Origin of the sequence: Brevibacterium linens ATCC 9172, assembly GCF_900169165.1 — a bacterium.
GTDB lineage: Bacteria > Actinomycetota > Actinomycetes > Actinomycetales > Brevibacteriaceae > Brevibacterium > Brevibacterium linens.
Window position 1 is genome coordinate 44,977 of sequence record NZ_FXYY01000020.1, and the last position, 14,424, is coordinate 59,400.

11 protein-coding genes and 1 pseudogene are annotated in these 14,424 nt (G+C 64.9%); 7 read left to right on the forward strand and 5 right to left on the reverse strand.

The genetic code is table 11. The features are described 5' to 3' along the window. Nucleotides 1-118 precede the first annotated feature (118 nt). The gene (locus BLIN9172_RS13825) at nt 119-1,204 is read right to left on the reverse strand and encodes a phosphatase PAP2 family protein (protein ID WP_240812158.1); all 1,086 of its coding nucleotides are present in this window, start codon (nt 1,202-1,204) and stop codon (nt 119-121) included. Nucleotides 1,205-1,341: 137 nt separating this feature from the next. On the opposite strand from BLIN9172_RS13825, the gene BLIN9172_RS13830 reads away from it, so the two are divergent. Together BLIN9172_RS13830 and BLIN9172_RS13835 are read left to right on the forward strand one after the other, a co-directional pair. Continuing rightward, nucleotides 1,342-2,427, forward strand: coding sequence for an AI-2E family transporter (locus BLIN9172_RS13830; protein ID WP_101555572.1), 1,086 nt, complete (start codon nt 1,342-1,344; stop codon nt 2,425-2,427). Nucleotides 2,428-2,453: 26 nt separating this feature from the next. Further along, on the forward strand, nt 2,454-3,311 hold the full coding sequence (locus tag BLIN9172_RS13835) for a YihY/virulence factor BrkB family protein (protein WP_170286920.1): 858 nt from the start codon (nt 2,454-2,456) through the stop codon (nt 3,309-3,311). A 115-nt stretch (nt 3,312-3,426) separates the two neighbouring features. On the opposite strand, the gene BLIN9172_RS13840 is transcribed toward BLIN9172_RS13835, so the two are convergent. After that, nucleotides 3,427-4,488, reverse strand: coding sequence for an alpha/beta hydrolase fold domain-containing protein (locus BLIN9172_RS13840; RefSeq protein WP_240812157.1), 1,062 nt, complete (start codon nt 4,486-4,488; stop codon nt 3,427-3,429). Nucleotides 4,489-4,816: 328 nt separating this feature from the next. Here BLIN9172_RS13840 and BLIN9172_RS13845 point away from each other — a divergent pair, with 328 nt between their 5' ends. Then, a complete protein-coding gene (locus tag BLIN9172_RS13845) occupies nt 4,817-5,959 on the forward strand; it encodes a glutathione-independent formaldehyde dehydrogenase (protein ID WP_101555574.1) in 1,143 nt (380 codons plus the stop codon). A gap of 121 nt (nt 5,960-6,080) precedes the next feature. Further along, on the forward strand, nt 6,081-6,770 hold the full coding sequence (locus BLIN9172_RS13850) for an aminoacyl-tRNA hydrolase (protein WP_101555575.1): 690 nt from the start codon (nt 6,081-6,083) through the stop codon (nt 6,768-6,770). 78 nt (nt 6,771-6,848) lie between these two features. On the opposite strand, the gene BLIN9172_RS13855 is transcribed toward BLIN9172_RS13850, so the two are convergent. After that, the gene (locus BLIN9172_RS13855; RefSeq protein ID WP_101555576.1) at nt 6,849-7,604 is read right to left on the reverse strand and encodes an OBAP family protein; all 756 of its coding nucleotides are present in this window, start codon (nt 7,602-7,604) and stop codon (nt 6,849-6,851) included. Nucleotides 7,605-7,845: 241 nt separating this feature from the next. Between BLIN9172_RS13855 and BLIN9172_RS13860 the strand changes: the two genes are divergently transcribed. Further along, nucleotides 7,846-9,648 carry a thiamine pyrophosphate-requiring protein gene (locus BLIN9172_RS13860; RefSeq protein ID WP_101555577.1) on the forward strand — a complete coding sequence of 601 codons (1,803 nt, stop codon included), beginning with the start codon at nt 7,846-7,848 and terminating at the stop codon, nt 9,646-9,648. A 118-nt stretch (nt 9,649-9,766) separates the two neighbouring features. On the opposite strand, the gene BLIN9172_RS13865 is transcribed toward BLIN9172_RS13860, so the two are convergent. Further along, nucleotides 9,767-9,955: a hypothetical protein gene (locus BLIN9172_RS13865; protein WP_101555578.1), complete on the reverse strand. Its 189-nt coding sequence runs from the start codon at nt 9,953-9,955 to the stop codon at nt 9,767-9,769. Nucleotides 9,956-10,119: 164 nt separating this feature from the next. On the opposite strand from BLIN9172_RS13865, the gene BLIN9172_RS13870 reads away from it, so the two are divergent. Further along, a complete protein-coding gene (locus BLIN9172_RS13870; protein WP_101555579.1) occupies nt 10,120-11,649 on the forward strand; it encodes a deoxyguanosinetriphosphate triphosphohydrolase family protein in 1,530 nt (509 codons plus the stop codon). 156 nt (nt 11,650-11,805) lie between these two features. Here the strand turns inward: BLIN9172_RS13870 and BLIN9172_RS18190 are convergent, their stop codons facing one another. Beyond that, entirely contained in the window at nt 11,806-13,221 is a 1,416-nt protein-coding gene (locus BLIN9172_RS18190) for a hypothetical protein (RefSeq protein WP_170286919.1), read from the reverse strand. A gap of 589 nt (nt 13,222-13,810) precedes the next feature. Here BLIN9172_RS18190 and BLIN9172_RS13880 point away from each other — a divergent pair. Then, nucleotides 13,811-14,329: pseudogene (locus tag BLIN9172_RS13880) on the forward strand (ISL3 family transposase); the annotation flags it as partial. Nucleotides 14,330-14,424 lie beyond the last annotated feature (95 nt).

Consider the following 14,424-nt stretch of genomic DNA (forward strand, 5'->3'; position numbering starts at 1 on the left):
TCGGCGCTCTCGATCGCCGAGAGAAAACGGCTTCGGAAATGCGCGGGTTCTTTCACCCAGCTGCAGAGACGAGGCGTCCTGACGACGCAGGGAACCCGAAAAACGGGTTCGCAGGTGATTACAGTATAGCCCCGGCGGTGCGTGAGACAGAATTCGCGGGCTTCGCGGCGGGCACGGAAACAGGCTCGGAGACTGCGGCGACCGGCCGTCGGCGTGCTCTGCGGTGCCCGGTCACCCATGCGGAGAGTGCCACCGACGCCCCGCCGATGCCGATGCCCGCAATGTCGTCGAGGAGGTAATGCCATCCGAAATAGATGGTGGCCACGACCGTCACTGCGAAGAAGATCCAGGTGATCGCTCGGACGGCGCGGTTCTGTTTCGTCAGCGTCATGAACAGTGCGGCGGCGAAGGTGACGGAGACGTGAAGCGATGCGAACGCGGCGACACCTTGGATGGAGTCGCTGCCGACCGGGTTGCTGAGGTAGTCGAGTCGCGTGTCGATGAGGGATTCCTGGAGCTGACGGACTCCGGTGTCGGGCAGCGCCCGGAAGGCGTCGGGATGGCTGAACACCGGACCGACCGACGGCAGGAGATAGTAGCTGATGGTGCCGAGCACCCAGTTGAGGCTGAGCATCGTCGTATACCAGGCGCCGACGGCGTGTCTGCGATTGAGCACGAGGACCGCGCCGAGGCTGATCGGGATGAGCGGAAGATAGGCGAGATAGGCGATCGACAGCAGATTCGCCGCCATGCCGGTGCCGAGGAGTTCGTGCAGGACCACCGCCGGAGTGCTGCCGCCCATGAGCCACTGGTCGAGGCGGAACAGCTGCTGATCGAAGAGGGTGCCTTCGCGGAACACCGGCAGCACGCTCTTGAGGTTGCGGTAGGCGACGTAGCAGACGTAGAAGCTCAGCAGTCCCGCACCGATGCACAGCAGACGGTGGGCGTTCCATTCCTTCTTGGCGATGTCGACGACAGACGTCGGCAGGTTCCGCCACCCGTGTCGCCTCACGGCTTCCACGAGCAGCCCGCCGCCGATGAATCCGAGAACCAGCAGCGGCAGGCGGATGTATGAGGGGCCGAGGAATCCGTCGGGGTCCCGCAGCGGGAGGTCGAGGTAGAGGGACGAGACCACGGCGGCCGCTCCGACGAGGAGGGCGAGCGCCATGGCGAAGGTGTAGGGCCAACGTCGCAATCTGGTCATCGGGACACCGTAGTGATTCAGTTTGAGTGATTCTTCGGATTTCTCTCGGAGGCCGCTGACCGGAACCGGCGCAGAAGGGAACGGGGCAGAAGGAAACGGCCCACCCACTGAGTGCCTCGCGGCATTAGTGTTGGTCCATGACAGAAGGTCCATTGAACGCGCCTCCGAATCGCGATGACCCGATACCCGAGGGACTCAGACTGGGTGCCCGTTTCACCGGATACCTGCTGGTGATCATCGCGGGAATCACAGTCGCGATCTTCGTGGCACTGCAGGTCGCACAGATCGTCGTTCCATTCCTGGCCGGCCTCGTCCTCTCTGCCCTCCTGGTCCCCATGTCGACGTTCCTGCAACGGCATCGGTGGCCGAAATGGTTGGCGGTGGTCACCGTCTGGGTGGTCGTCCTCGGCCTGTTGGCCGGGCTCGTCCTCCTCATCACCTTTCAGATCAGAAGTGAGATACCCGAGATCCAGAAGCAGGTGGCGACGACCCTGGACGCGGCGAAGCAGCTCTTGGCCACGCAGCCGTTCGGACTCACCGAAGCCAAACTCAATGATCTCGTCGATTCCTCGGGGAAGTGGCTGCAGGACAACGCCGCCGGTCTCGGCTCCGGTGCCGCCGAGGTGGGCACGACGGCGGCTCATGTCATCGAAGGCGTCATCATCATCCTGTTCGTCACCCTCTTCGCGCTCATCGACGGGCGCGGCATCTGGACCTGGGTCGTCAACATCTGGCCGAAGAAGGCGCATGCGCGGATCTTCGCGGCCGGTGAGGCCGGTTGGAAGACGCTGACGAACTTCATTCGGATCCAGCTCGTCGTCGCGGCCAGCGATGCGATCGGAATCGGAGTGGGTGCTCTGATCCTCGGCGTCCCCTTGGCGGTGCCGATCGCCATGGTGGTCTTCCTCGGTGCCTTCGTGCCGTTCGTCGGAGCGATCGTGGGCGGAGCGGTCGCGGTGGGCTTGGCGCTGCTCTTCAACGGGTGGGTGCACGGCCTGATCATGCTCGGGATCGTCATCGTCGTCCAGCAGCTCGAAAGCCACGTCCTGCAGCCGTGGCTGACAGGACCCACAGTGAAGATCCACCCCTTGGCGGTGATCCTCGGTGTGACAGCGGGAGCAGCGGTGGCGGGCATCGCCGGGGCCTTCTTCTCCGTGCCGGTCATCGCGACTCTCAATGCGATGATCCACGCGGCCAAGGACTACAGAGTGGGACAGCGTTGAGACGGGCCGGGCCACGGCTGAATCGAGTGCGAATCGTCAAGGGCGCTCTTCGGCGTCTGCTCGACGACGAGTGCCTCGACAGAGCAGCCGGGCTGAGTTTCTACGCTCTGCTCTCCGCTGCCCCGGCGATCCTCGCCATGGTGTCGCTGCTCGGCGTGGTCGGGGAAGCCGAGTCGACCACGAAGGCGGTGCTCTCCCTGGTCCACGGAGTCTCGGCCGAGGCGGCCACGGCGATCCGCCCACTCATCGTCGAACTCACCGAGTCGTCTTCGGCCGGAGTCACCCTCATCGGCAGCCTGCTGCTGGCGATCTGGTCGTCGTCGAAATACATCGGCGCGCTCGGTCGTGCCCTGAACGCTGTCTACCGGGTCGAGGAGACCAGACCGTATTGGAAGTTCAAGCCGCTCGTGCTCCTGATGACCGTGGTCACGCTTCTCGTGCTGGCCGCTCTGGGGCTGCTGCTCGTGCTGTCCGGGCCCATCGCCGAGACGCTCGGCGAGCTCATCGGAATGGGCGCGACTGCCCTGCTGATCTGGAACGTGGTCAGATGGCGGGTCTTCGTCTTCTTCGTCATGCTGCTCATCGCTCTGCTCTACTACGTGACCCCGAACGTCAGGCAGCCGACGTTCCGCTGGGTCAGCCTCGGTGCGTTCGTCGCTCTGCTCGTGCTGCTTGCCGTGTCGGCCTGCTTCGTTCTCTATATCAACAACTTCAGCAGCTACAACGTCACCTATGGGTCGATCGGGGGAGTGATCGTCGGGCTCGCCTGGATATGGATGGTCAACCTCTCGCTGCTCCTCGGTGCCGAGTTCGACGCTGAGATCGAACGCGAGCGGCAGCGGCAGTCCGACGGTGCCGCAGACGAGCGGTTGCGACTTCCGTAGAGAGCCGGTCAGTCGAATGGAGACAGTCGTCGGCGCACAGCTGCCTGTAGTCAGAGCCGCCCGGGGTTGAGAAATCAGGTCCCGGGCCGCTGAACGTGTCCTCTCAGCTCTGTATTCATCGACGGATACGGTCGGCTGCGAAGTCGGCAGCGCTGGCCAGCACCTTGTTGGTTTCATCGACGAGGCGGCCGAAGTGGAGGAAAGAGTGGAGCACATTCGGGTACTCCTCGAACTCGACATCGTTGCCCGCCCGTGCCAGTGACCGAGCCAAGGCGCGGCTGTCATCGCGCAGCGGGTCGAGCCCGGCGCCGGCGACGAACACCGGAGGCAGACCGGACAGGTCAGCAGTGAGATGGGACGCGAACGGCGACTGCTCGTCCTCGGGGACGGCGAAGTAGTCGTCCCTGAAGTTGTTGAGATCGTTGGCGCCCATGCCGTCCCACTCCCCGCCGAAGAGCCTTCGGCTGGCGGAGTCGACCAGTCCGTGACTGCCGTAGACCGAGATGAGAGCGCGCAGCGAGGAGAATGCCGACGATCGTGCCCCGGCGGCGGTGGGGTCGTCGCGCAACAGCAGAGCGGTGCCCAGCGTCAGTCCGGCCCCGGCCGAGTCGCCGGCGACGAACAATCGGGCACCATCGACGCCGAAGTCCACGCCGTGTGCGGCCAGGTGGTCGACGATGCCCGCGCATTCGTGGAGTGCCTGCGGGAACTTCGCTTCGGGGGACAGCGAATAGTCCACTCCGACGACGGCACTTCCGCTCGCCTCGGCGAGCACCCGCATGATGCGGTCATGGGTGTCGAGGTTGCCGACGGTGAACCCGCCTCCGTGGAGGAACACGATCCCGGGCAGGACCGCCTCGGCGAGGGGCCGGTGGATGCGGATCGGAACGTCGACTTCGGCGGCGCGGATATGCCCGTCATCAGTGCGGGCCATCGTCGGGCCGCCTTCGTTCCAGTAGGAGCGTTCGGCGCAGTATTCGGCACGGTTCGCTGTCAGGCGTGCCGTTTCGGGATCCATGTCGTCCTTCACCGCCCGCAGTCCTGCCTGGGCACAGTCCGCGGCGCGGGCGGCCTGGAGTTCGAGCACAGCCCGCATCTGGTCAGACATTCCGGTGAGGATGTCAGCGGGAATCGCAGTGCATGTCGCTCCAGCGGATGCCTCCCCGACGAGTTTCATAGACTCCTCCGTCACGACTTCAACTCTCTCGACTGTCCAGAGCAGGCGAGTCGTACACAGTGCTCGTGTCGACGACTGCCCCTGCCGCAGCGTGCGCCTCACTGCTGATTCCACCATACCCGCAGAAACCTTCGCGGTGGTCGAGGACCGGCTGCTCGGGCAGCCGGCTGAGGGGGCTTCCGTCCGATCGGCAGGCAGGTCCACAATGGCGTTCAGGCGGTATTCCGTTCGCACTTCCCGATGACGCGGCCGTGGCCGCAGGGGTGAGCGGACCAACCGTCGACAACGACGAGGCCGACGCTGAGGCGGCCACGGAGGTGAATATCCGATGAAGGCAGTCGTCTACAAAGGGCCGCTCGAGGTCGCGGTCGAAGAAGTCGAAGATGCGACGATCCAGGATCCGACAGATGTGCTCGTGCGCATCACCACCGCAGCGATCTGCGGTTCGGATCTGCATATGTACGAAGGGCGCACCGACGCCCGGCCGGGTGTCACTTTCGGGCATGAGAACATGGGCATCGTCGAGGAGGTCGGCTCGGGTGTGTCCACAGTGAAGAAGGGCGACCGCGTCGTTCTGCCCTTCAACGTGGCCTGCGGGTTCTGCGACAACTGCCGTGCCGGCAAGTCGGCGTTCTGTCTGACGGTCAACGAGCCGGGAACCGCCGGTGGTGCCTACGGCTACGTCGGCATGGGACCCTACGGCGGCGGTCAGGCCGAATACCTGCGCGTGCCGTTCGCAGATTACAACTGTGTGCCGCTGCCGCCCGGAGACGAGCACGAGAAGGAATTCTCACTACTCGCCGACATCTTCCCCACCGGCTATCGTGCGACTGAACTGGCGGGAGTGCGGCCCGGCGAGACGGTGGCCGTCTACGGTGCCGGACCGGTGGGCATGATGGCCGCCTACTCTGCCCTTCTCAAGGGGGCGAGCCGGGTCTTCTCGGTCGATCACGTGTCCAGCCGCCTGGACCTCGTCAAAAGCATCGGAGCTGAGCCGATCAACTTCGACGACGGTGACCCGGTCGAACAGATCACCGAGGCTCTCGGCGACTACGGCGTTGATCGCGGAATCGACGCCGTGGGCTATCAGGCGACGGCGGCCGACGGCGATGAGCAGCCGGCCGCAGTGCTCAACCAGCTCGTCGGCACGGTCCGTCACACCGGTGGCATCGGCGTCGTCGGTCTGTACTTGCCCTCCGATCCGGGAGCTCCCGACGAACATTCGGCAAAGGGGGAGCTGCTGATCAGGATCGGCCGGTTGTTTGAGAAAGGGCAGTCGATCGGCACCGGACAGGCCGATGCCAAGCGCTATGCACATCAGCTGCGCGACCTCATCATCGCAGGACGGGCGCAGCCGGGCTTTGTCGTCTCTCAGGAGCTGCCGCTGTCCGACGCTCCGGATGCATACGCGAAATTCGACAAACGCGAAGAAGGCTATTCGAAGGTTCTGCTGCACCCCGGCCGAGGCTGATAACCCGATGAGGGTGCGTCAGCGCGTTCGCCACTGCGGCGCCGGGGGCACAGCGGCTTCGGCGCCGCAGTTGGTGTGCCGTCAGTGCGGGACTCGATGATGCACAGCTAGGATCGGCTCTATGACCGAGCACATGCGCCGACACGAAACCGACCATGAAGTCCCATGGTCACTGCCGGTCGTCGTGCGTCGGTCGAAGACCGCCATCGCCCGCCACATCGACGTCCTCGAAGCCACCGCCCGAGCCGTTGTGGTGTTCCTCGACGACCCGCGTGCCCAGGAGGGCGGTGAGTGGCACGATGCCGTCGAGTATTGGCGCGACGGAGCCATCCGCAAGGTCGTGCGCCGCGGTGATGGGAAGAAACTCGACGACGCCCGTACCCTCGGCTGTGTCGGTGTGACCCACGGCGGCACGGATGAATTCGCTCCCGCCGAGGCGTTCGTGTTCGCACCCGGCCCCGTCGAACCATTGCCTCACGAGCTGAACAAGCTCCAGGTGGGCGGCACCGAGTTCCCTGACGAGGGGGAGTCCTCGGTTCCCGATTCCGAGGCGGTCGTGACGATCGACCTCTCACCGGAGCTGACGCTGACGACCGGGAAGGCCGCCGCCCAATGCGGTCACGCCGCGCAGCTGGCGTTCGAACAGATGCCCGACGATGTGCGGAACCGCTGGCGTGAGTCCGGATTCAGTCTGCGCGTGCAGACTGCAACGGCGGACGCGTGGGCGGCGGACGACCAGCAGATCAGCGTCGTCGACGCCGGCTTCACCGAGGTCGACGGACCTACGGAGACCGTCCGAGCGTCGTGGTGACGTCGATTCCGAGACCACGCTGTGCGTCAACGGATTCGGGTGCCCGTGCGGGATCGGCAGACCTGTGCTGGACCCGCCTCAGTCTCTCCGCAGAGGAACGTCACGCAACGTCGTCTGCACGGTGTGTCCGCTCTCCCACGCGTTCGCCTCGGCGGCGACATGCGGCATCGGGATGTTCTCGCGGTGCGCGCGCCTCTCCTGTGTGGACACGCCCACGCGGGCGTCTCGGTCGCTGAGCAGCTCTGCCTGGGCCTGACCGTCGTCGGTGAAGCCCATCATCAGCTGAGGAATGCCGAAGGGGAAGTCGTCGCGGTCGTACTGCCAAGTATGGAAGGTCTTCCCATAGGTGGAGACGAGGTCCTCGAAGTAGGAGCGCTCGGCGAGCTTGGGCACGCCGGGAGCCGTGAGAATGCCCGATTTCACCTCATAGTGGTGACTGTGCCACAGTCGCTTCTCTTCGGCGGGCAGTGCGTCGAACCGTTCTGCACTGATGATGTACTCGATGCCGATGAGTCGGGCGTCGGGTTCATTGCGATCGAAGATGACGCACTGGTGCAGCTCGTGGCGCAGGTGAATGCAGAAGTGTGCCGCTTCGACCTGCCGACCCATGTCATCTGCGTACATGTGCAGGCCGTCGAGATAGGTGCTCATGGCCTCGAGCGGATACTTCGTCTGCAGAGCTTGCGATGACACGTCGAGCAGCCGATGCTTGAGCGGATGCCCCTTGCCGATCTTGGCCCACGTCGCCACCTTGCGCGACCCGATTGCCGCGAGTCCGGCAGCCACGGCTGTGGCTGCCCCGAGACTGAACGATTGCAGTCGTGATGTGCTCATCCATTCACGTTAGCCGCCGCCTGCGGATCTGGTAAGCCCCCTCGGATCGGGGAACGTCCCGCGCCCGCGGACGGGTCTTCCCGAGCCTCGCAAGAAGGTCGCGGGGGTGTTCGGTGAGGCGTTGATGCCAAGGGCCCGGGGTCTTGACAGCAGCCATATCGAGGGCAAGCCTGGAGGGCCAGGTCGGCGCACCGCGACGACCGCATCACATCTGCGACTCGAGACATCTGAGGAGAGTGCCATGGCGACGTCCGTGAGCGACTTCATCATCGATCGACTCATCGCCTGGGATCTGCGCCGGTGGTACGGATACCCCGGCGACGGCATCGGCGGTTTCGACGGGGCCATGGGCCGAGCTCAGGACGAGGGCAAGGACTTCACCTATGTGCGCCCCACCCATGAAGAGGAGGCCGCGTTCATGGCCACCGCCCACGCGAAGTTCACCGGGAACGTGGGCGTGTGCGTCTCGACTTCAGGCCCCGGAGCCATCCACCTCATGAACGGCCTCTACGACGCCAGGGGCGACAACGCCCCAGTCGTGGCCATCGTCGGACAGCAGGCGCGAGTGTCGTTGGGTTCCGAATTCCAACAGGAGATCAACCTCGAACGGCTCTTCGCCGACGCCGCGATGTTCGTGCAGACAGTGGCCGCGCCGATGCACGCGCAGCTCGTCGTCGACAAAGCCGTCCGCATGGCTAAGGCCTACCGCGGTCCGGCCGTCGTCGTCCTGCCCGCCGACGTACAGACGATGGACATGGAAGAGCCGGCGGTCGAGCATTTCGTCTCCCGTACCGGCATCGGCTACGCCGAGGACCGCCTGCGACCCGACGACGACGCGCTCGCCCGCGCGGCCGAAGTCCTCAACAGCGGTGAGAAGGTCGCCATGCTCGTCGGACAGGGCGCGATCGGAGCGACCGATGAGGTCATCAGCGTCGCCGAGCGCCTCGGTGCCGGTGTCATCACCACCCTCCTGGGCAAACAGGTCGTGCCGGGGGACGTCGGCTACCACACCCAGCAGCTGGGTCTGCTGGGATCGCGGCCGAGCTACGACATGATGCAGAAATGCGACACCCTGCTCATGGTCGGCACGAACTACCCCTACGGCGAGTTCATGCCACCGACCGGGCGGGCCCGAGCCGTGCAGATCGACCTGTCACCACGTCACTTGGGCCTGCGCTACCCCACCGAGGTCAACCTGTGGGGTGATGCGAAGACCACTCTGGCGGCCCTGCAGCCGCATCTGACCCAGCACGCGACCGAGTGGCAGGAGAAGATCGCCGAGGAGAACCGGGCGTGGGCGAAGGAGAACACGCGGGTCGCGCAGACCGAAGCCGATCCGATCAACCCCCGCCGGGTCTTCGTCTCCCTCAACGAACGTCTGCCCGAGAACGCGATCATCACCTGCGACGCCGGGAGCACGGCCGACTGGTACGGCTTCCATATCGAACTGGGGCCGAACCAGATGGGCAGCCTCTCGGGTCGGATGGCCTCGATGCTCGCCGCGATGCCCTATGCGCTGGCCGGCAAGTTCGCGCATCCCGATCGTCCGGTGGTGTGCACCATCGGCGACGGAGCCTTCCAGATGATGGGTATGAACGGTCTGCTCACCGTCAAACGTCACTGGCGGGAATGGTCGGACTCCACCTTCGTCGTCCTCGTCATCAACAACGGCGACCTCAACCAGGTGTCCTGGGAGATGCGGGAGGCCGGTGACCCGAGGTGGGACACGGCCCAGCTGGTCGAGTCGATGGACTACGCGGGCTATGCGGAGCTGCTCGGGCTCAGAGGCATCACCGTCGACGATCCGGAGGACATCGACGCGGCCTTCGACCAAGCATTCGCCGCCGACCGGCCGGTCGTCCTCGACGTCCGCTGCGACCGCAACACGCCGCCGCTGCCCGCGCACATCGCCTTCGCACAGGCAAAAGGCCTCGCGGAATCCCTGCTGGGCGGGGATCCAGAGCTCGGGCAGGTAGTCAAACAGAGCTATCGCGCCACCGCCGCGCGACTGTTCGCGCGCATGGGTCTGACCTCGGATGACTGATGACGGCTCGTCGAGCTGCTCCATCACGCGGTGCAGCAGGACCCCTCAACCACGACCGCGCACACCGGTGATCCGGTGTCCGCGGTGGCAGCTGCTCTGAGTGAGCGCTGGTTCGAGGTCAGTCCTCGGGAGCCTCGTCGAGGTCTTCGAGCTCTTCTTCGGTCAGCGGCCGCGTCTTCGTGCCGTTGCCGAATTCGTCGAGGTAGATGATGTGTTTGACCATCTCGCCGGTCTCTTCGTCCTCGACTTCGATGATGTCGCCAGGCTGGGTCGCTGGCTGGTAGAAATCCTCATTGACTCCGGTCATCGTGACCACCTCCTATAGGTATTCCGACCATACGTCACTGTGACACGAGTCTCAACGACTCCCCTTGCTACCTGACGGGGGCCCAGCAACCTCGCGCCAGGTTGCTGGGCCCCCGTCAGGTAGCAATAAGGATGTGTGGGGGCTGGTATCGGTAGTCTGAGTTCATGGAACGCCAGAGATTTCACTTGACCGGGGGCCGCGATCGCAATGTCGCCGAGGAGGCCCGCCCGGGAGAGGACGAGTTCCGCGTCGATATCGAACGGATCCGTTTCTCCCCGTTCTTCTCCCGCCTGGCCTCGGTCACGCAGGTCATTCCGCAGGCCGGGTCCGGCACGGTCATCCACAACCGGCTGACGCATTCGCTCAAGGTCTCTGCGGTGGCCCGGTCGATCGCGATCACGTTGAATAACGCGGACGAGGCGACCCGGGACGCGGTCAGCCGCCTCGGCGGGTGTGACCCTGTTGTCGTCCAGGCGGCCGCAGCCGCCCACGATCTGGGGCACCCACCGTTCGGCCACCTCGGCGAGAAGGAGCTCGACCGGGTGTCGCGGCAGGTGCTGCGCCTCGAGGACGGATTCGAAGGCAACGCGCAGACGTTTCGGATCCTCACTGCCCTCGACAGCTGCGAGGCCACGGCGCGCGGTCTCAACCTCACCCGAGCGATTCGGGCCGCGGTGCTCAAATACCCGTGGGAGCGCGGGGAATGGATCGGCGATCGGGCGTCGTCGGCGGCCAGGATGCCGCGCGGGGTCGGTGATGATGTCAGCGAGGGGGCGATGAAGTTCTCCGCCTATGCCACCGAGGTCGAGGAGATGGCCGACGTGCTCTCGGCGTTCCCGGCGATCGGGACGTATCAGCAGACGCTCGAGTGCGCGGTCATGGACGTCGCCGACGATATTGCGTATGCGGTGCACGACCTGGACGACTTCTACCGGTCGAACGTGCTCCAGTACACGGCTGTGTCCGCCGAACTCGGGCGCTGGCTGCGCGATCATCGGGAGTTGGCGGCCCTGGATTCTGCGGAATTGGATCGGCGCCGGCCCGGGCATGCGCTCGAGGCGATTCGCCGGCACATCGGGCAGAAGGATCCGTGGATCGCCTCGGAGGAGGCGTTCCGGGAGTCGGTGGAGCGGGTCAACCGGGATCTCGTCGAGGGGCTGCTCGGCGTTCCCTACGACGGGGGACTGGAGGCGGACCGGGCGGTCACCGGGTTCACGCGGCGGTGGATCGATCGGCTGCAGGCCTCGATCGTCGTCGACCCGGATCCGCATATCCGCAGCGGTCACGTGCGACTGAGCCAGGAGGCTTGGCACGATGTCGTGGTGCTCAAATTCGTGCATGCGCGATTCGTGCTCGAACGGTCTGACCTGGCGGTGTATCAGCGTGGGCAGACGCGGATCATCGCGTCCCTGGTCGAGGGATTCCATGAGTGGCTGCTCGACCCGGATGAGGCGACGCGGATTCCCCGGCGTCTGGTCGATTCCGTCGAGGCGGCCACGCAGGAGTATTCGGATCTGTATGCACGCAACCCTCAAGCGCTGGGGGAGGAGGGCGCGGCCGGGATCGTGCGGCGGGGCCGGGCACGGGCGGTCGTGGACTATATCGCCTCGTTCACCGATGCGCAGGCGATGTCGGTCAACGCCCTGATCACCGGTGCCTCGGAAGAGCCGTGGGAGGCTGGGCGCGGGTTGTAGGTCTTCGCTGGGGCGGCGTCGGGCGGATGCGTCCGTCGAGTCAATGACGAACGACGGGGGAACAGCCGAACGGCGAGACCGAAGATTTCTCTTCGATCCCGCCGTTCGCGGTTTCAGCTCAGTGCCTGAGCTGGGTCACCTTAGTGCCTGCCGGCTTCAGTGCTTACCAGCCGAGGCGCGGTAGCGGCGGGTTGCCCACACCGCTGCTGCACCGCCGGCGATGAGCAGAGCGGCGAATCCGGCCATGGCCGGGACGCCGTCGGCACCCGTCCGCGGCAGGTCGCCACCGGCGTTGCCCGAGGCGTTCGTGCTCGAACCCGCCGAGGCGTTGGCCGCGGATCCGGCGTTCGCTGCCGAACCTGCGTCCGACGACGCCGAGGAGTTCGCCGAGGCGGCCTTCTCAGAATCGCTCGAAGCGCTGGCGTTTGCCTCGTCACCGTCGGCATTGGCCGCGGCTTCTGCCGAGGCTGCGCTCGACGCTTCGGCGTTGGCGGCCGCGGTTGCGGCTGCCGCCGTGTCAGCGTCTGCTGCTGCAGTGGTGTCAGCGCTTGCCGAGGCCTCATCGGTGGCATCAGCCGCTGCGGTAGCGGCTGCCTGTGCCGATGCGTTGGCCTCGTCGGTGGCATCTGCCGATGCTGTGGTCGAGGCTTCCTCTTCGGCTGCTGCTTCTGCTGCGGCTTCAGCGTTTTCGTTGGCTGCTGCGGATGCGGTGTCGTTCGCGTCAGCGTCGGCGGCGGCTACTGCCGCTGCCTCGGCTGCTGCGTTGTTGTCCTCATCAGCATCAGCCGATGCTGCTGCGGAGGCCGACGCGTTGGTGTTCGTGTCAGCTTCCTCGGCTGCCGAAGCATCCGGATCAGCTGCTGCGTCCGGATCGGCCGAAGCATCTGCTTCCGCTGCTGCTTCAGCTGACGCTTCAGCAGAGGAGTCCGCGTTCGCCGCAACCGATGCGGCTGCTGCCGCGTCGGCATTGGCCGCCGCTGTGGTGTCAGCGTTGGTCTCATCCGAGTTGTCCGCGTTTGCTGCTGCAGAGGCCGATGCGTTGGTGTTCGTATCGGCTTCGTCAGCTGTTGTTCCGTCAGGATCGGTCGAGGCATCCGCGGTTGCGGCTGCTTCGACTGATGCTTCCGAGGAGGAGTCGGCCGTCGATGCCGCTTCGGCGGCGGATCCGGAATCGGAGTCCGCTGCTGCGGAGGCTTCTGCGTTGGTGTTATCTTCGGCATTTGCGTCGGCAGCGGCCTGCGAAGCGACCGTCGACGAAGCGTTCGTCTCAGTGGTCGCGTCACTCGAAGCAGTTGTCGAGGCATCGGCTGTTGCGGCCTTTTCAGCTGCGGCCTCAGCAGTGGCGTCCGCGGCAGCAGATGCCGTTGTCGTGGCATCCGCAAGCGCTGCTGCCTGTGATGCTGCCTGGGCTGCCTCGTTGCCGTCGTCATCGGCGGTCGCCGATGCGGCAGCAGAAGCGGCTGCGTTGGTGTTCACATCGTCATCGCCCGGGTCCGGTGCGTCTGCGGTCGCACGGACCGAGGACGACGCGAGGTTGACGTCGGCGAGCGGGCCACCTGCCAATTCCGGCAACAGCTCTAGACTGACTGCGTTTACGGTGAAACCAGGTCCGTTGTCCCCGTCGACTTCGCTCGAATCCAGTGAGGACTGCGCGCTGGCGCCGGTTGATGATGGATTCGGAGATTGCTCGTTAACCGTGAGGTCGACAACTTGGTTGAGTCCCTCCAGGACGGGCGAAAGCTCGTCAAGGATCGGGCTTGTGACTCCTTCCAGGGCTGCAGACAACTGGTCAGTTGTTGCAGTGAGAATCGGACCGATGGCACCCTTGATCGGCGTGAGCAGCAGAGGCACCAGTCGGTCGGTCAGCGGATCGAGCAATGCGTCAATCGATAGCCCAAGAAGATCGCCAGACGCGTCTACCTCGGGCTCGCCGTCTGCAGTGCCTGCGAACTGGCCCAATGTTCCATTGACTGTGATGGTGATGTCGGATGTGCTCCCTATAGGTGGCAGTCCGACCGTGAGCTTAGCCTTGATCCACCGATGTAAATAGGCTCTTCATAGATAGGGCGGTGGGGAAGAGTTGAATCCGGCGTCGATGACAACGGGACCCTGGGTGCAATGATGTAGGTGTTCAAGACTCCATCACGACCCAAGGTCCCTCGTGTACGACTTTACCCCGCCCTGCCTCGATACCACACTCTCCCTGCCGGAACTCGGACTCACCGCGATCGGGCAACACCACACTGGTCGGCATCTGACCGTGCTGTGCCTGATCACCGACAACGACAGGTCCTGCCCTGTCTGCCGTCAACGCGGACTCGTCCGGGCCACCAGGATCCGCAAACTCGTTCATCCCCCGATCGGCCTGACCGCGGTGACCTTGGCTATTCGCATCCGCACCTACACCTGCCCTTCCTGCCACCAGCGCTGGTCCCAAACACCCCAGCGAGCCTGCGCCGGCAGATCGAAACTCTCCACGACAGCACGCTTGTGGGCATTGAAGTCCGTGGTCATCGACAAGATGAGCATCCACGTCATCGCTAAGAACCTCTCCACCTCCTGGAACACTGTGTGCACGGCTGTACTCAACCTCGGCCGATCTCTGCTCATCGCTGATGCCACCCGGTTCGAGGGTGTATCCACAATCGGGGGCGTGAACCCCTGGAAGTGGACACATCAATGTGTACTATCAGGCGGCAATGTCCATCATAAATGTGTAATCGACCTCGAAGTCAACCGGTGCTCGATAACCCAGACTCGAATGTCTCCGCCTCG

What these genes read in the sequence shown, in the direction of transcription:
- BLIN9172_RS13825 (WP_240812158.1), bottom strand. Translation starts at nt 1,204, where the DNA reads ATGACCAGATTGCGACGTTGGCCCTACACCTTCGCCATGGCGCTCGCC.
- BLIN9172_RS13830 (WP_101555572.1), top strand. Translation starts at nt 1,342, where the DNA reads ATGACAGAAGGTCCATTGAACGCGCCTCCGAATCGCGATGACCCGATA.
- BLIN9172_RS13840 (WP_240812157.1), bottom strand. Translation starts at nt 4,488, where the DNA reads ATGAAACTCGTCGGGGAGGCATCCGCTGGAGCGACATGCACTGCGATT.
- BLIN9172_RS13845 (WP_101555574.1), top strand. Translation starts at nt 4,817, where the DNA reads ATGAAGGCAGTCGTCTACAAAGGGCCGCTCGAGGTCGCGGTCGAAGAA.
- BLIN9172_RS13850 (WP_101555575.1), top strand. Translation starts at nt 6,081, where the DNA reads ATGACCGAGCACATGCGCCGACACGAAACCGACCATGAAGTCCCATGG.
- BLIN9172_RS13855 (WP_101555576.1), bottom strand. Translation starts at nt 7,604, where the DNA reads ATGAGCACATCACGACTGCAATCGTTCAGTCTCGGGGCAGCCACAGCC.
- BLIN9172_RS13860 (WP_101555577.1), top strand. Translation starts at nt 7,846, where the DNA reads ATGGCGACGTCCGTGAGCGACTTCATCATCGATCGACTCATCGCCTGG.
- BLIN9172_RS13865 (WP_101555578.1), bottom strand. Translation starts at nt 9,955, where the DNA reads ATGACCGGAGTCAATGAGGATTTCTACCAGCCAGCGACCCAGCCTGGC.
- BLIN9172_RS13870 (WP_101555579.1), top strand. Translation starts at nt 10,120, where the DNA reads ATGGAACGCCAGAGATTTCACTTGACCGGGGGCCGCGATCGCAATGTC.